Source organism: Arsenicicoccus sp. UBA6765 (genome assembly GCF_002453335.1).
GTDB classification, from domain to species: Bacteria; Actinomycetota; Actinomycetes; order Actinomycetales; family Dermatophilaceae; genus Arsenicicoccus; species Arsenicicoccus bolidensis.
In genome coordinates, this window is record NZ_DKGR01000020.1 from 149,798 (window position 1) to 165,779 (window position 15,982).

Genomic DNA, 15,982 nt, shown 5'->3' on the forward strand with positions numbered 1-15,982 from the left:
CCCCCGCCATACGGGCATCGACCAGGCCCCGGCGGCCGGAGGACCAGGCCGAGACGAGGGAGGAGATGCCGACGACGACGAGCGACATCGTGGTGGCCGGGACCGCGTCGACGCCGAAGCCGAAGGCCAGCACGGGCACCAGCAGCACGGCGCCGCCACCCCCGAGGGCACCCATGACGACACCGATGAGCATCCCGGCCAGCACGGCTGCCGGGAGCGCGGTCAGCACGGCCGCTAGACCTGCTTCCAGCCCTTGAGGCGACGCTTGGCGACCTTGCCGACCGCCTTGCGGTAGTCCTTGGACGCGAGCTCGCCCTGCAGCGCCTCCTCGATGCCCTGCAGGCGGCCGTAGGTGAAGGCGTTCTCGCCGTGCCGCTGGGCCCGCAGGCCGAGGTCGCGCAGCGCCTCCTGCGTGATGGCGCTGTCCTGGTGCTCACCGAGCACCTCGGCGAGGTTCTCGCTGGACTTCCCGAGCTGCTTGCCGCGCAGCCCGAGCACGACGGTGCTCGACTCGGCGGCGTAGCGCAGCCGCTTGGCCGCCTTGCGCACCTCGTGCAGCGCGGTCTCGGCGCGGGCCGGGTCGTCGATCGCCGAGGCCTGACGGACGGCGCGGCGCATCCGGCGCCAGTCGCGACCGAGCAGCCGGGGCACGACCAGGCGGGCCGGGTCGTCGGCGAGCGGCGTGGTCCGGGGATCGGCCACCAGGGCGTCGAGCTCGTCGCGCAGCGCGTAGTAGCGCTCGTGCTCCAGCCCCCGGCGCAGCCGCGTCATGGCGCGCTCGTAGTCCTTGCCGAGCTCGGTGTCGATGCGGTCGGCGACCGGGCCGAGCACCGCCTGGGACGGCTGGGTGTCGACCAGGGCGAGCAGCCGCTCGCGCAGCACCTCGGCGTCGCGGGCGCCACCGAGGGTGTCGGCCAGCACCTTGAGCTCGGTGCGCAGGTGGGTGGTCAGCTCGTCGTCGAGCAGGGGGCCGTATGTCGACAGCAGCGTGCGCAGCCGCCTGGTCGCGACGCGCATCTGGTGGACGGCGTCAGGCGCGCCGGTGCGGGCACCCGCGTCCTCGGCCTTGAGCCGCTCGACGGTGGTCTGCAGGGCCGCCATCATGACCTGGCCGGCGGTGGGCTTCTTGGGGACGGTGTGCACGGCCGGCGGCGGCGGGGCGAGGGGGCCGAGGGCGCGGGCCAGCTTGGAGGGGCCCGCGGCGGGGTGGGCGCCGCCCGCCAGCAGGACCCGCTCCACGGCGTCCAGCAGCGGCACGGGCCCGTCGACCAGCTCGACCTCCCACTCGCTCCACGCGGACGGGTCGACGCCCGCGCGCAGGGGCGTGGCGGTGACGGTGTCGGAGCACACCTCGGCGAGGAAGGTCCGCGCCTCGTCTCCGGCATACAGCTCGGTGGTGACTCTCTGGTTGGTGAGCCGCACGACCGGGGTGAGGGCTCGTCCCCGGGTGTGGGCCAGGACGTGGGGGAGCAGGTCGGCGGGGACCTCGAGGCGGGTGAGGTCCTCCTGACCGTCCTCGCCGGTGGGCGGGTCGCCGAGCGGGGCGTGCAGCTCGCGGCGCACGTCCTTGCGCGCGGGGAGCTTGAGGTGCCAGCCCTCGTCGCCACCACCGGTGCGGCGGCGCAGCGTGATGCGGGCCCGCGCCAGCGCCAGGTCGTCGGTGTCGAGATAGATCGCGTCGAGCTCGACCGGTGGCCGTTGCTCGACCCGGTCCACGCCCGGCAGGGTCACGAGCGAGGGCAGCGCCGCCCCCGCCTCGACGTCGTACTTGCGCTCGATCTCACGATGCTCCGTCGCACTCACCCGCCCATCATCGCCGACCCGGACCCCTGGTGCGCCACCCGCCCCCTCGTGGAACGATGCCCCTTGGTCCCCCGCTCGACCGCCCGTCACCCGGAGTTCACGTGCCTGCCATCCCCCGCGCCCACCACGACCTGCCCGAGTGGCTCGACCTGAGCCCGCTGGAGCAGCAGATCTTCGACGTGCGCCTGGAGGCGCTGTGGGCGGACGTGCTGCGACCCGTCGCCGAGCTGTATGGCGAGCACGACCTCGGCCAGGTGCTCGAGCGGCTGGTGACCGTCACCGCACGGGCCTACGCGACGCGCTCGCAGGAGCTGCGGGTGCTCGACGAGCGGCGCCTCTCGCAGCCCGACTGGTTCCAGCGCTCCGAGCTCGTGGGCTACGTCTGCTACACCGACCGGTTCAGCGGGTCCTTCGCGACGCTGCCCGGGCGGCTGGACTACCTCGGTGAGCTCGGGGTCGGCTACCTGCACCTGATGCCGGTGCTCGAGCCCCGCGAGGGTGCCAACGACGGGGGGTATGCCGTCCGCGACTACCGCGCGACCGACCCCCGTCTCGGCTCGATGGACGAGCTCCGCGCGCTCGCCACCACCCTGCGCGGTCGCGGCGTCTCGCTGGTCGTCGACCTCGTCTGCAACCACACGGCCCGCGAGCACGAGTGGGCCCGCCGGGCCGTGACGGGCACGACGCCCGAGGACCTGGCCTACCGCGACTACTACTTCTTCTACCCCGACCGCGAGCAGCCCGACCGGTGGGAGGCGTCGCTGCCCGAGGTCTTCCCCGACTTCGCGCCCGGCAACTTCACCTGGGTCCCCGAGATCAGGCAGTGGGTCTGGACGACCTTCAACGACTACCAGTGGGACCTCAACTACGCGAACCCCCGGGTGCTCGAGGAGATGCTCGACGTCATCTGCTACCTCGGCAACGCGGGCGTCGAGGTCGTCCGCCTCGACGCCGTCGCGTTCATGTGGAAGCGGCTCGGCACCACCTGCCAGAACCAGCCCGAGGCGCACCTGATCCTGCAGGCGTTCCGCGCCCTCACGCGCCTGGCCATGCCCGGCGTCATCCTGCTCGCCGAGGCGATCGTGTCGCCCGAGGACCTCGTCCCCTACCTCGGGCAGGGCGCCGCCACCGCCAAGGAGTGCGAGCTCGCCTACCACAACGTCTACATGGTCGCCCTGTGGTCGGCGCTCGCCGAGGGCGACGCCCGGCTGCTCACCCACACCCTGCGGGCCATGCCCCAGATCCCGCCCAGCGTCGCCTGGCTGACCTATGCCCGCCTGCACGACGACATCGGCTGGGCCGTCACCGACGACAACGCCGCCGCCGTGGGGCTCGACGGCTTCTGGCACCGGTCCTTCCTGTCCGACTTCTACTCCGGCGCGCACCCCGGCTCGTGGGCGGTCGGCGAGGTCTTCCAGGAGAACCCCGTCACCCGCGACCGCCGGATCTCCGGCACGCTCGCGTCGCTGTGCGGGCTGGAGCGAGCCCAGGCGGAGGGGGACGAGGCGGCGGTCGAGCTCGCCATACGACGCATCCTGCTGGTGCAGGGGCTGGTGCTCGTGCTCGGCGGCGTCCCGCTGATCTACATGGGCGACGAGATCGGCCTGCTCAACGACCACTCCTACCTCGCGGACCCTGCTCTGGCCGAGGACAACCGGTGGATCCACCGGCCCGCGATGGACTGGGTCGCGGCCGAGCGGCGCCACGACCCGACCACCGTCGAGGGGCAGGTGTTCGGCGGCCTGCAGCGGCTCGTCCGCACCCGTCAGGCGCTGCCCCAGCTGCACGCCCAGACCTTCACCGAGGCGCTCTCGCTCGGCAACGACGCGGTGTTCGCGCTGCTGCGGACCGGCCCGCGCGGGCACGTGCTGGCGCTCGCCAACCTCACGGCGTCGCCGCAGCACGTGTCGTTGCACGGCTTCGACCGGTTCGGTCCGCTGTCGGGGCTGCGCGACGCGATCACGGGCGACGACCTGTGGTGGGAGCTGACGCTCGAGCCCTACCAGCAGCGCTGGGTCACCCCCACCCCCTGATGCGGCGCTTCCTGCGTCGCGCCCGCAGCTTGTGCCCGTGGTGGGGGTGTGGGCGTGCGGTTGCTGGGTCGCGCCCGCAGATTGTGCCCGTGATGGGCGCGCGCCGGCTCCGCGGACGGGCAGCCCCACGGCGCCACGCCGAACTCGCACGCACAACGCCCCCTCTGGCGCGCCCCGCCTGCGGATACGGCCCGTTGTGCGTGCGAGTTCCGCGCTCGGAGCGCGGACCGTGCACGCCTAGGCCACCGAATCCGTGCCGTTCCGCGCTGCGAGCGCGAGAAAGCATTCCGGAGGGACTCGTTTTCACGACGCAATCGTTTTACCATTGGTAAAAGTGGCGAAAGGTGAGAGTGATGGACCTGGTACCAGACCTCGAGGAGGCGGTGCGTGGACACCTCGCCGACCTCGGGTTCGACGTGCGGTCGATCGGTGAGCCCGGCTCCGGATTCGACCTGGTCCTGACCCACCCCTCGACTCGTGTCGCCCTCGGCGTGGCGATCATGGCCGCTCTGCCCTCCCACGGGCAGGCGAAGCTGCCCGCCGGCAAGGTGGTCGTCGCCGCGCCCAACGTCAGCCCCCAGCAGGGTGCTCGGCTGCGAGCGGCAGGCGCGGTCGGGTTCATCGACGCTGCGGGCAACGCGTCGATCGAGGTCGATGGCCTCTACATCCACGTCGAAGGTCGACCCCCCACCCGCCTCTCACGCGCCGCTCGTCTCGAGGCCAGCCGAGGGTGGTCCTCCCGCCCCACGGGGTTGCAGGTGCTCCTGAGCCTGCTCACTCACCCGGAGCTGCTCGACGCACGTCTCGCCGACGTCGCTGCGATGGCGGACGTCTCGGTCGCGACGGCGCATCGGGTCCTGGCCGACCTCACGAGCCAGGGCTTCATCGAGGGTCGGGGTGGGTCGCGCAGGTGGCTCGACCGGGCAGGGGCTGTGCGAGCGTGGATCGAGGGCTACACGCGGACGGTGGCGCCACGGGCGAAGGAATCCGCGTACGTCACCGACGTGCCCCCCACCGAGTGGGAGTCCCGGATCACGGCCGCAGGCGTGCCGGCCTGGGTGACGGGTGGCGCCGCCCTGGCCGCCCTCGGGTCAGGCCTGCGTCCGGTCTCGGCCACGGTGTACCAACCTGGCACCCCGCGTGGCGCGCCGACGGGAGCACGACTCGCCCGGCCTCGGGCGGGTGAGACCCCGACGCTCTTCATCCGCGAAGCGTCGTGGCACCCGGATGCCTACCCCCCGGGGCTGGCTCCGGAGCTGCTTGTCTACGCGGACGCGATGAGTTCCGGTGACCCGCGCGTCATCTCGTGTGCTGCGGAGGTGATGCGCGATGTCCCAGATCTCCGTAACGCCCTGGCCCCGCGATGATGCCCGCGCGGTCATCCTGATCGAGCTCCGCCGCCGCATCGGCGAGTTCATGCTGGTGGGGGCGCATGCGCGCGACATCGTCTGTCGCGACGTGGTCGGCCTCGATCGCGGTATGCCGAGCACGTCGGACCTGGACGTGGCCGTCGCCATCTCCACGTCGGGGCCCGACTATGCGCAGCGCGTCTCCAGGTTGGAGGGACGTGGGACGAGCTCCAGGATGCGTTTCACCATCCCGGACGAGGCAGGCGTCCCAGGGGTCTCCTCTACCCCTATCGATGTCATCCCCTACGGGCCGGGGGTCCTCGACCCTGCCAACATCCCCCTCGACGCCGAACGGTCCCTCGATGCCACCGGCATGGCCGAGGCGGCGTCCTGCGCGATCGCCGTGCAGGTCAGGTCCGACCTTGTCGTGTCGATTCCCCCGCTGCATGCCCTCATGGCACTCAAGCTGCTTGCCTACGGTCTGCGCGTGACCCTGGGGGAGCTGAAGGATGCACGGGATCTCGACCTGCTCCTCGATGCCACGTCCCGCAGCCCCCTCGCCGAGGACGACTGCTATGCCCATGCCTCGGCCGCACCTGCCGACCTGGACTTCGACCTCGACCTCATCGGGCCGTGGCTGGCCGGGGCACGAGCTCACCGCGACTTCGGAGAACCCATCACACGACGGATCCTCGCGTCGTGCACGAGCGCGCTCGCTGGTCACGTTGCCGGCAGGCCGTATGCCGGGGTCGGGGCCGCCGACAGGCAGCTCCGCGAGGCGCAGCTGGAGGCCTTCGTCCTGGGCGTCGGCGCGGACCCGATCCCGGACCTGGAGCCGTGGCCACCCCGTCTCGAGGATCCCCGATAGCGACGAGAGCGCACACCTTGCACGCTCTCGAGCTCGACATCGTGCGAGGTGTGCGCTGGGAGCGCTGGGGACGCACGCTTGAGGGTTCGTCACCGTGCAGGGTGTGCGCTGGGAGCGCGGGGGACGCACGCTTGAGGGTTCGTCACCGTGCGTGGTGTGCGCTGGGAGCGCGGACCACGCACGCGGCCGGCCCTGGACGGACGGGCGTGGCGGCTAGGGGGTGGGCCTCGCCGAGGTGTCCGGGGTGGTCGCCCTGACGTCCTGCAGCGTGACGGGGGCGTCGGCCCGGCATACGCGCCCTGTCGACGGGAGGGGTGACTGGATCGCGCGACCGTTGATCGCGCGCACGTCGTCGTAGACGGGCCGCCCCTCGAGCAGGTCGCGGTAGCTGTAGCGCGTCAGCGTCTGCAGGCGGCAGTCGCCGCCGAAGCTGAGCACGTCGAAGGCATAGGGCTGACCGGCGAGCTCGGCGCCGTCGGCGCCCTGGATGTAGTGCGACACGACCCCTCCGCCGGTGAAGGTCCCGATCTGGATCCGGTTGCCCTGCAAGGCGGTCGAGTGCATGTGGCCGTGGAGCCGGATGCCGGCGTCACCCGACGCCTCGGCCGCAGCAGGCTCGTGGGTGACGAGGACGTCCAGGCCGCGCTCGGCGTCCGCGGCGGCGGCCGAGGATGCCGCAGCCGCCCCCGATGGCCCGCCCGACGAGGACGCCCCGCTGCTCCCCGGCACGGCGCTCGAGGTCAACGGCGCCGGCGTGCCACCGCTGGGCGAGGCCGTCGCCCCGCGCGTCGAGGACTCCTGGGCGGTGGTGGCGCGCCCGGCGCGCAGCTCACGCATCGCCTCGCCGAACGCCTCGGCCGCGGGCACCTGCGTGGCCGGTCCGCCACCGGTGTCGCCGAACCATCGCGGGTCGTTGAAGCCGCCGATCCGCAGCCCGCCGACGGTCGCGAGGGTGTAGGCGTGGCGGCGGGGCTCGAGCACGACGACGCCGGGCACCTGCGTCATCCGCTCGACCAGGGCGTCGTCCGTGGGGGAGGCCGCGTCGTGGTTGCCCCGCACGAAGAGATAGGGCACGCCGAGCGACCGGATGCCGGTGAACAGCCCCGCCGCCTCGGCCTCCTGCACGCGCCCGAAGTTGACGAGGTCCCCGGTGTCGACGACGGCGGTGATGCCCTCGGTCTCGACGATCTGCTTCATCAGGGGATAGGCGTTGGCGCCGTGGATGTCCGAGACGAGCAGGATCTTGACCGAGGCGGGGGTGGCCAGCTCCGCTGGGACGAACTTGTCCTGCAGGGCCGCCGAGAGCGCCAGCATGTTCTTGACATAGGGCTGGGCCTGCGCGGACCGCGCCTCGACGTCGGCGAGGATCGCGGTGTTGGAGCGCACGTAGCCGAGCAGGCCGTCCGCCCCCACGGACTCGAGCCGGTCGGGTCGGAAGGTCGACCAGGCGGCTCCCGCCGTGCCGGTGAGCGCGAGCAGGAGGGACAGGGCCGGTATGGCGACCGCCCGCCGCCACGGGCGCAACGGCTCGTCGCGCGAGCGCCAGTGGCGCGTGGCGAACGCCACGAGCACGCAGGTGAGGAGCACGCCGCCGGCGAACTTGCCACCCACCTGGGTGATGGTCGTGGCGACGGCGTCGTCGATCTCGGCGGGCGTCGGCTTGAGCGCCGACACCGACAGGTCGCGGGTGGCGAGGACGGAGGTGATGCGGTCCTGGACGCGGGCCACCGCGTTGACGCCGGGCGCCGGCAGCACCCCGTCGAAGCGCAGGTCGAGGTCGCCGAAGAGCGTTGGCGCGTGCAGCGTCGACAGCTGGTCGGGCTCCGCGGAGAGGCGGACCGTGGCGGCATACGACTGGGTGCTGACCTGGGTGGGCCAGACGCTGGTGACCGCGATCCCGACCAGGCCGGACGCGAGGGTGAGCGTCGCAAGACCCAGCAGGACGACCACGCTCCGCCAGGCTCCCGTCACCCAGCGTGGCCAGGAGCGCCGACTCGGGCGGGCAAAGCGGACACCACCGGACGACTCCCGGGACTCGTCTGACGTGGCAGGGGTCACGGGGCCAGACTAGAGGGGTCGAAAGGGGAATTCATGAAGACCGAGGCTGACGTCCTCGTCGTCGGTGGGGGCATCGTGGGGCTGGCGACGGCCCGTGCCCTGCAGCTGCGCAAGCCCGGTGCCCACGTGGTGGTCATCGACAAGGAAGCCGACATCGCGCGGCACCAGACCGGCAACAACTCCGGCGTGATCCACGCCGGCGTCTACTACAAGCCGGGGTCCTACAAGGCCCGGCTGTGCTTCGACGGGCGCGTGCGCCTGGTGGAGTACCTGCAGGACAAGGGGATCCCGCACCGGATCGACGGCAAGCTCGTCGTGGCGACCAACGCCGACGAGGTCGACAAGATGAAGGAGATCCAGCGGCGCTGCGAGGCCAACGACGTGCCGACCCAGTGGATGACCCGCGAGGAGTTCCGCGAGGTCGAGCCGCACGCCGAGGGCGTCGCCGCGCTGCAGGTCAAGGTCACCGGCGTCGTCGACTACAAGGCCGTCTGCCAGAGCTATGCGGACGACATCCGCGCCGCCGGCGGCGAGATCCGCACCGGCACCGCGCTCGTGTCGGGACGTCCGGGCCTCAACGACGTCACCGTGGAGACGACCCAGGGCACGATCGTCGCCAAGCAGGTCGTCACCTGCGGCGGCCTCAACGCCGACCTCGTCGCCCGCGCCATGGGCGCCCGCCCCGAGACCCGCATCGTCGGGTTCCGCGGCGAGTACTACGAGCTCACGCCCGAGAAGTCCTACCTGTGCAACGCGCTCATCTATCCCGTCCCGGACCCGCGCTTCCCGTTCCTCGGGGTGCACGCCACCAAGGGCATCGACGGGCACGTCCACCTCGGGCCCAACGCCGTCATCGCGCTGGCTCGAGAGGGCTACTCCTGGACCCAGATCAACCCCAAGGACATGGCCCAGCTCGCGGCCTTCCCGGGGATCTGGCGCCTCGCGCAGAAGTACTGGAAGTACTCCATCGGCGAGGTCCAGCGGTCCTTCTCCAAGGAGGCCTTCGTCAAGGCGACGCAGAAGATGATGCCTGAGGTGCAGGTCGAGGACGTCGTCCGCGCCGGCGCCGGCGTCCGCGCCCAGGCCATGCGCCCGGACGGGACGCTCGTCGAGGACTTCGACTTCCTGCACGAGCACCCGCGCGTGCTCCACGTGCTCAACGCGCCCTCGCCCGCGGCTACCGCGTCGCTCGCGATCGCGGAGGTCATCGCCGACAAGCTCGCGGAGGCGGAGCGGGTCGCGATCTGAGCCGTATGGCGTCACCTGTGGTCGCTACGCTGCCGCCGGGCCGGGCCTACCATCCGGCCTCGCAAGCTCGGCCTCCCGCCAGGCCCCCCACGGCCCGGTCCGGCGGCAGCCTCTGCGACATCCCGCGTCGTCCTCGCTCCTGGGCAGCAGGGACGGTCCGGCCCTCCACCTCTCCGCGCTGTCACGCATCGCCCTCGCCCGGCGGCAGCTTTCGCGACATCCCGCGTCGTCCTCGCTCCTGGGCAGCAGGGACGGCCCGGCCCTCCACCTCTCCGCGCTGTCACGCATCGCCCTCGCCCGGCGGCAGCTTTCGCGACATCCCGCGTCGTCCTCGCTGTCACGCATCCCCTCCCCGCCGGGCAGCGGGCGGGGATCGGCTAGGTTGGGGGTGCTGGTCCTCCCGCCTCGGTGGGAGGGGCAAGAGGGAACCCGGTGAGAGTCCGGGACTGCCCCGCAGCGGTGAGTGGGAACGACATCGTCATACGCACTGGGTCCGACCACCTGGGAAGCGACGGTGAAGGAGCGCGCGACGCGAGTCGCGCTGAGCCGCAAGGCTCCACGCCCACGAGTCCGAAGACCTGCCAGTGCACCGCAGCAGCGGTGCGCCCGTGTCCATCGCCTCGAGGGAAGGCGGGGTCACCCCGCCTGGCAGGCCTGGACCCGTCGGTGGTGGCGTCCCCGGTGACCCTCGGGATCCTTTACCGGGAGGTCGATCCATGAACGCCCAGCCCCTGCCAACCACCCGACCTGGCCTGCGCCTCACGCTCTATCCAGACCACGAGGCCCTCCACATCACCGACGTCCTGCAGCAGCTTGAGCTGGTGGGCGCCCGCGTGCCCTTCGGCGCAGATGCCCACGGCGCCGCCGGCGGCGCCTCGCGCTGGATCGAGAGCTGCGCGGTCGAGGAAGGATTCCGGCTCGTCACGCTGAGCATGGATGGTCTGCTCGTCGGCTTCGTCGCCGGCGTCGTGACGCCGGGCCGCGTCGAGCTGCGCCACCTGACCATGGCGTCGTCGGTGCGGACGCGCCACCCCGAGCTGCTGGACCTGCTGGGAGAGGCGTTCGTGGACGCCAGCCAGATGCCGTGGGCCGAGGTCGTCGTCGCGCCCGGCTGCCCGGCGCTCGCCCATCTCGCCAGCGAGACGGTCACGGTCTAGCTGCACGGACCTGCTGACGGCGGTCGACCGCACGAGGGCGGCTGGATGCGCCCACACGCGGCACAAAGTGACCCGGCGGGGCACGGTGAACGATCAAGAGCCGCGCAGGCCGGCGTTCGCTGCCCCGCCCGGTCACTTTCGGTCGGATGAGCGGACAATCCCTTAGGCCGCTCGCGCTGCTCGACATCCCACCTCGGCGCCACCAGGATCGTGAGGGTCTGGTCCAAGAAAGGTGGACCAGACCCTCACGATCTTGGGGACTGGGAGCGGGGGAGGGGTGCGGTCAGCGGCGGGGCGCCACGACCTTGGCCTTGCTCGCCGCCGGCAGCACGGCCCGCTGGATCGTCGTGGTCGCGCCCGTGCGGGTGATGGCCCACGTGACTGTCGAGCGGGCCGCAAGGTCCACGACGGCGTCACCGGGGTTGCCGGCCACCGGCACGGGGGTGGACTGTCCGCTCACGACCGCGAAGCCGCCCTGGACGACCGGGCCCGAGCCGGTCCCGCTCACCCACGAGGTCGTGTCCTCGCCACCGATGACCTGGCGTCCGTCGGGCAGGGCGGTGGCGGCCGTCACGCCCCAGGCTGGTGCGGCGCAGGTGGTGCGGACCGCGTCCACCAGGTGCCGGCAGCTGCCCGTGATCGCCTGCCGCGTGTAGGTCGCGTCGGTGAAGAAGCGCTGCGTCCCCCAGGTCGTGATGTCACGGGCGGACCGGACCACCCAGTCGTTGATCCACCAGCCCTCGCCCGTCGGCCCGGCGAGGCTGGTCGTGCCGAGGAACCGTGAGGGCGTGACGGTCACGTCGAAGGCCTCGGTGGCGCGGGCCAGGCCGGCGCGGCCCAGGTTGCCCACGATCCGGCCCTGGGCGACCGCGACCAGGGGGACGGGTGCGGGCCCGGTGAGCTCGCGCTGGGGGGAGGTGTAGGGCAGGACCGTCCAGCACCCGCCGACGAGGCGTGCGGCCGTGGCGGAAGCCCCACCGTCTGCGCTCCGCGTGCTGCCCCACAGGGCCACGGTGCCGCCCTCGGCGGCCAGGCTGCGCGGGTTCCACTGCCCGAGGCCCGCGGGCATCGCGGGCTGGGCGACCTTGACGTAGTGGTTGCCCTGGCTGCGCCACAAGGTCGGCGTCGCCCCGGTGGTGAGGATCCACTGCTGCTTGTCGGTCGCGTTCACGACCTGGGCGTCCGTCGCGGTGACGCCCGGGAGGGTCTGCGTGGTCCAGCGCCCGTTGCGCTGCTCCTCCACCACGACTGCGCCGGCGGCGCCGGGGGTGCTGCGGCGGATGCCGACGACGACCACGCCGTCCTTGGCCGTGGCCGCCAGGGTGGTGGCGGCGTAGGACGTGGTGCGGACCGGGGTGAATCCGGAGGCGGCAGGTGTCTTGGCCGCCGGGGCCGTCGGCCCGGTGGGTCGGGCGTGGGCGACTGCCGGGGCGGCGACGGTGGCGGCCGCCAGCGCGGAGGCGGCGATCAGACGGATGGTGCGGGACATGGCTCCCCCTGGCGAGACGTGGGTCGTGCAGACGTCGTTGCCTGCGCTTCCCAATACGCCATTCAGGGGTCGCGCCACCGCCCGAAATGACTATCTTCGGGCTGATTCGTGCGCATTCGCGGGCGGATCCCGGTGCGACGAGCGCCCAGGTGACGTCGAGGGTCCGTACGTCCCCCGCGCCGCCCGGGCCACCCGCGCCTCCACGTGGTCGAGCCAGCGGACCTCCGACTCGGCGCCGAAGATGAGGTTCTCGACAACGAGCAGCCAGGCCAGCTGGGTGCGGTCGGGATCGCCCGTGGTCGACGACTTGATGCGGGTGAGGTCGCGCAGCTGGCGCATGGTCGCCGTGCGCTGGGCCTGCACGATGCGGGTGACGTCGACGCCGGGCACGGTGACGGCCAGCGCGAGCTTGATGGCCAGCTCGTTGCGCGGCGTGGACTCCCGGTCGACGGGCTGCGTCCACCACCGGTCGACCTCGGTGCGGCCGGCGTCGGTGAGGCCGTAGGTCGTGCGCCCCTCGTCGTCGTCACCGAGCTCGACGACCAGGCCGTCGCGGTCGAGGCGGGCGAGGGTCTGATAGACCTGGCCCACGTTGAGCGGCCAGGTCCCGCCGGTGCGGGCCTCGAACTCGGAGCGCAGCTGCGCGCCATACATGGGCTGGTCGGCGAGGAGGGCGAGCAGCCCTTGGCGGATCGACATGAGGTCTCCAGTCTCTCCTGGGTCGGGGCGTCAGGTGGTGCGGCGGGGGCGGGGGGGGGTGCTGGGGGGGGGGGGGGCGGCGGGGAGGGGGGGGGGGAGGGGGGGGCAGCCCCCCGCCGCGGGGGGGTTGGGGGGGGGGGGCCGGGCCCCCCCCCGGCCCCCGCCGGGCGGCCCCCCCCCCCCCCCCCCCCCCCCCCCCCGCCCCCCCGCCGCGGGGGGGGGNNTGTGGCGGTGGGGGTGGGGGGGGGGGGGGGTCTGATAGCCCGGGCCCAGGGGGGGGGGCCGGCCCCCGCCGGTGCGGGCCTCGAACTCGGAGCGCAGCTGCGCGCCATACATGGGCTGGTCGGCGAGGAGGGCGAGCAGCCCTTGGCGGATCGACATGAGGTCTCCAGTCTCTCCTGGGTCGGGGCGTCAGGTGGTGCGGCGGGTCAGGGTCGGGTTGCCGCGCACGGCGAGCGCGGCGAGCAGGGCGGCCAGGATCGGTATGCCGACCGCGGCCACCGCGAGGACGTCCCACGGGACGACGACGGTGGGGGCCTTGACGAGGGCGCCGCCGTCGTCGTACCCGCCGGTGGCGGCCCGGGCGAAGGCGATGCCGGGGACGGCTCCCACGGCGAGGCCGACGAGGGTCCCGACCACGGCCAGGGCGCCGGACTGCGCGGCGGCGATGGCTCGCCGCAGGCGCCCCGTCGACCCGATGGCGGCCAGCGTCGCGAGGTCGCGCTGCGCCTCACCCATCGACAGGGCGGTCGCGGTGAGGGTGGCCACGAGGATGAGCAGCGCGACGGTGCCGACCATGAGCCAGCGCAGCCGGGCCTAGGTATCGACGAATCCCCGCTCCACGTGGACGACCTCGCCAGAGATCGCCTCGGTCATGGAGGGGTCGGCCACCGCCTTGGCGAAGGCGTCCCGCTGGGCGTCGGTGATGGTCGTCCCGTCGGCGGGCCGCACCAGGACGTGCTGCGGATGGGTCGTCGCGCCGATGCGGGCGATCCCGGACGGGCCGAGGACGGCCGTGTCGGCGTTGTTGCCGGCGTCGGCGAGCCTTGCCTGCTCGGGGGTCAGCAGCGCCACCGGGATCGTCCCCAGCGTGGTCACGGGCCCGGGGCTCTGGGTGCCGTCGGGCTTGGTCGTGAGGTCCGTCGACAGCCACGTGAGACGCCCGGCCCGCGCGATCTCGGGCTGAGACGTGAGCAGCCCACCCTGGTCGAGGACGCGTCGTTGCTCGGGCGTCGGCCGCAGCAGGTCGCGCAGCCCGACCTCGTCGAAGGACCGCAGGTTGGCCGAGGCGTACATCAGGCCCAGGCCGAGCGACGGGCACCGTGGCGGCTGGGCCTGGTCGGAGGAGATCTCGGCGAGCGTGCAGCCGGGGGTCGCCGCGGCGATCGCGCGGGTCGGGGCGTTCGGCCCGCTCGGAGAGCCCGGGGAGTCACGCGGCCGCTCGGGCGGCGCGACCGATCTGATCGTGTAGGCCCGGCTGCCGGGGATCGTCTGCGCGGCAGCGACGCCGGGGTCGACCTCGTCGCCGAAGACCTGCCCGTAGAGCCAGCCGGCCGGGGCGGAGGGCACGTAGTCGATCCGCTGGCGCTCGGTGATGGACGCGAACGCGATGGTCGTGGACCGAGCAGGATCGTGCCCGCCATGATGGCGGAGACGGTGGGGGTGGCGCGTCCCCGCTGCCGGGAGGCGTCGCGCGTCGCCATACGGACCGGGACCGGGAAGGCTCCGCCCAGGCGACCGACGAGCACCAGGATCGCGGGCACCGTCAGGAGGGCGCCGACCACCAGCACGACGGCCGAGGCGACCACGGCGCCGGCCACGACCCCGGGCTGCTGGAGGAGGGTCGTGCGGCTGAGGGCGATCGTGACGAAGACGCCGGCCCCGCCCAGCGCCGCGAGCGCGAGACCGACGACCGGCACCCAGTGGCGGGCCCGCTTGGGCGCCACCTCGCCGCGCAGGGCCGAGACCACGTCGATGCGTCCCAGGCCTCGCGCCGGGAGCAGCGCGGCGACCACCGCGGCGAGGATCGCGCACCCCACGACGATGGCGAGCTGCCACCACGGGACGTCGAAGGGGCCGACGATCGTCAGGGGGTTCCAGCTCAGGTAGGCGCGCAGCCCGGCCCAGCCGAGCCCGATCCCGACCACGGTCGCGACGAGCGTGGACACGACGCCGAGGACGAGGGCCTGGGCGAGGACGGTGCGGCGCAGCTGGGCGCGGGTGGCGCCGTTGGCGGCGGCGAGGGCCAGGGTGCGCCGCTGCCGCTGGGCGATCACGGCGAACGCGGGACCGGCGAGCAGCGTCGACTCGATCAGCAGCCCCGCCGCGAGCAGGGCGATGGCGAGCAGGGTGTCCTGCTGCCCGCCCGAGTGGTTCTCGACGTTGCCGGCCGCCCCGCCCTGCAGCACGGAGCGGCTGACCACGCCGATGCCGTGGCGGCCGAGCAGGGCGACGTCGTCCCACGTGATCGGGGTGGAGCGGTCGATCAGGGCGATCGGCCGGCCGGCCGCCAGGGGGCCGGGCAGGCGCACGAGGTCCGGCAGGCCCAGGTTGGGTGCGCCCGGTGCGTCGGCCACGCCGACGACGGCGAGTCGGGCGGGGGTGACGGTCTCGTCGCCGCGGTCGTCATAGGTCACGACCCGGCCCTCGAGGGTCCCGCTGGTGGCAGCCCGCGGGCCACGGCCGTCTGCGTGACGACGACCTCGTCGCGGTTCTGCGGCCAGCGTCCGGAGACCAGGTCGGCCTTGCCGCGGACGAGAGGGTCGCGGGCGTCGACGAGCACGGTCCCGAGGAGCACCCGGCGCCCGTCCAGGGTGACGCGGAGCTGCTCGTCGCCCATCGGCAGGAGGCGCGCGCCGAGGAGCTTGGCGATGCCGGCGTGGACCTGCGCGACGGGCGCCGTGGTGACGGGACCGGAGACGCCCGGCAGCGGCAGGGGCTTCGGCGGGGTGCAGGGTCCGTTGCCGGTGCAGGTCACGAACTGCTCGCCGAGCGGGCTCGGTGGGAACTGCCCGTCCTGGACCGCGACCACCGCGCCCGCTGCGGAGCCCATCTGCGCGGGGATGGCCTCGGCGCCGTGGACGTCCTTGGTGGCGTAGCCCGTCAGCGCCGCGACCATCAGGGCGACCGGCAGGGCGATCATCACGAGCACGAGGGCGCTGCGACCGCCGTGCGCGCGGGTGTCCCGGCGGGCCAGGCGCAGCGCGACGCGCCAACCGGCCCACCACTCGCCGAGGCGGCTGCGGCGGGTCGCGCCGGGGGGGTGCGGCGGGCGGGCG

Annotated in this window: 13 protein-coding genes, 1 pseudogene and 1 riboswitch; of the genes and pseudogenes, 5 read left to right on the top strand and 9 right to left on the bottom strand. The window is 73.4% G+C overall.

The window, feature by feature from the left end:
- A partial coding sequence (locus B4K29_RS06345; protein WP_286966700.1) for a TSUP family transporter occupies positions 1-229 on the bottom strand: 229 nt, incomplete at its 3' end.
- A 5-nt stretch (positions 230-234) separates the two neighbouring features.
- The gene (locus tag B4K29_RS06350) at positions 235-1,803 is read right to left on the bottom strand and encodes a CYTH and CHAD domain-containing protein (protein ID WP_286966702.1); all 1,569 of its coding nucleotides are present in this window, start codon (positions 1,801-1,803) and stop codon (positions 235-237) included.
- Between the two features lie 101 nt (positions 1,804-1,904).
- Here B4K29_RS06350 and B4K29_RS06355 point away from each other — a divergent pair, with 101 nt between their 5' ends.
- From B4K29_RS06355 to B4K29_RS06365, 3 genes are all read left to right on the top strand, one after another.
- On the top strand, positions 1,905-3,836 hold the full coding sequence (locus tag B4K29_RS06355) for an amylosucrase (RefSeq protein ID WP_286966703.1): 1,932 nt from the start codon (positions 1,905-1,907) through the stop codon (positions 3,834-3,836).
- A gap of 353 nt (positions 3,837-4,189) precedes the next feature.
- Entirely contained in the window at positions 4,190-5,203 is a 1,014-nt protein-coding gene (locus B4K29_RS06360; RefSeq protein ID WP_286966705.1) for a type IV toxin-antitoxin system AbiEi family antitoxin, read from the top strand.
- Complete coding sequence (locus B4K29_RS06365; RefSeq protein ID WP_286966707.1) at positions 5,166-6,053, top strand: hypothetical protein; 888 nt, start codon at positions 5,166-5,168, stop codon at positions 6,051-6,053. Before B4K29_RS06360 ends, B4K29_RS06365 begins: the two co-directional genes overlap by 38 nt.
- A 213-nt stretch (positions 6,054-6,266) precedes the next feature.
- On the opposite strand, the gene B4K29_RS06370 is transcribed toward B4K29_RS06365, so the two are convergent.
- Entirely contained in the window at positions 6,267-8,003 is a 1,737-nt protein-coding gene (locus tag B4K29_RS06370) for a metallophosphoesterase family protein (protein WP_286966709.1), read from the bottom strand.
- Positions 8,004-8,144: 141 nt separating this feature from the next.
- Between B4K29_RS06370 and lhgO the strand changes: the two genes are divergently transcribed.
- The gene (gene lhgO, locus B4K29_RS06375) at positions 8,145-9,359 is read left to right on the top strand and encodes an L-2-hydroxyglutarate oxidase (protein ID WP_029212139.1); all 1,215 of its coding nucleotides are present in this window, start codon (positions 8,145-8,147) and stop codon (positions 9,357-9,359) included.
- A 375-nt stretch (positions 9,360-9,734) separates the two neighbouring features.
- Positions 9,735-9,959, top strand: a riboswitch (cobalamin riboswitch).
- 116 nt (positions 9,960-10,075) lie between these two features.
- Positions 10,076-10,516: a hypothetical protein gene (locus tag B4K29_RS06380; RefSeq protein WP_029212138.1), complete on the top strand. Its 441-nt coding sequence runs from the start codon at positions 10,076-10,078 to the stop codon at positions 10,514-10,516.
- A gap of 283 nt (positions 10,517-10,799) precedes the next feature.
- Here B4K29_RS06380 and B4K29_RS06385 read toward each other — a convergent pair whose 3' ends face one another.
- The 6 genes and pseudogenes from B4K29_RS06385 to B4K29_RS06415 form a co-directional block, all read right to left on the bottom strand.
- Positions 10,800-12,005, bottom strand: coding sequence for a hypothetical protein (locus tag B4K29_RS06385; protein ID WP_275442052.1), 1,206 nt, complete (start codon positions 12,003-12,005; stop codon positions 10,800-10,802).
- Between the two features lie 90 nt (positions 12,006-12,095).
- Positions 12,096-12,704, bottom strand: a complete 609-nt coding sequence (locus tag B4K29_RS06390; RefSeq protein ID WP_286966713.1) for a PadR family transcriptional regulator — start codon at positions 12,702-12,704, stop codon at positions 12,096-12,098.
- 411 nt (positions 12,705-13,115) lie between these two features.
- The gene (locus tag B4K29_RS06400; RefSeq protein WP_286966714.1) at positions 13,116-13,502 is read right to left on the bottom strand and encodes an FtsX-like permease family protein; all 387 of its coding nucleotides are present in this window, start codon (positions 13,500-13,502) and stop codon (positions 13,116-13,118) included.
- An 18-nt stretch (positions 13,503-13,520) separates the two neighbouring features.
- Positions 13,521-14,000, bottom strand: coding sequence for a hypothetical protein (locus B4K29_RS06405; RefSeq protein ID WP_286966715.1), 480 nt, complete (start codon positions 13,998-14,000; stop codon positions 13,521-13,523).
- Positions 14,000-15,340: an FtsX-like permease family protein gene (locus B4K29_RS06410; RefSeq protein WP_286961121.1), complete on the bottom strand. Its 1,341-nt coding sequence runs from the start codon at positions 15,338-15,340 to the stop codon at positions 14,000-14,002. Before B4K29_RS06410 ends, B4K29_RS06405 begins: the two co-directional genes overlap by 1 nt.
- Positions 15,337-15,982, bottom strand: a pseudogene (locus B4K29_RS06415) (hypothetical protein); the annotation flags it as partial. The gene B4K29_RS06410 and the pseudogene B4K29_RS06415, both read right to left, overlap by 4 nt.

What these genes read in the sequence shown, in the direction of transcription:
- B4K29_RS06360 (WP_286966705.1), top strand. Translation starts at nt 4,190, where the DNA reads ATGGACCTGGTACCAGACCTCGAGGAGGCGGTGCGTGGACACCTCGCC.
- B4K29_RS06365 (WP_286966707.1), top strand. Translation starts at nt 5,166, where the DNA reads ATGTCCCAGATCTCCGTAACGCCCTGGCCCCGCGATGATGCCCGCGCG.
- lhgO (WP_029212139.1), top strand. Translation starts at nt 8,145, where the DNA reads ATGAAGACCGAGGCTGACGTCCTCGTCGTCGGTGGGGGCATCGTGGGG.
- B4K29_RS06380 (WP_029212138.1), top strand. Translation starts at nt 10,076, where the DNA reads ATGAACGCCCAGCCCCTGCCAACCACCCGACCTGGCCTGCGCCTCACG.
- B4K29_RS06385 (WP_275442052.1), bottom strand. Translation starts at nt 12,005, where the DNA reads ATGTCCCGCACCATCCGTCTGATCGCCGCCTCCGCGCTGGCGGCCGCC.
- B4K29_RS06390 (WP_286966713.1), bottom strand. Translation starts at nt 12,704, where the DNA reads ATGTCGATCCGCCAAGGGCTGCTCGCCCTCCTCGCCGACCAGCCCATG.
- B4K29_RS06400 (WP_286966714.1), bottom strand. Translation starts at nt 13,502, where the DNA reads ATGGTCGGCACCGTCGCGCTGCTCATCCTCGTGGCCACCCTCACCGCG.
- B4K29_RS06405 (WP_286966715.1), bottom strand. Translation starts at nt 14,000, where the DNA reads ATGTACGCCTCGGCCAACCTGCGGTCCTTCGACGAGGTCGGGCTGCGC.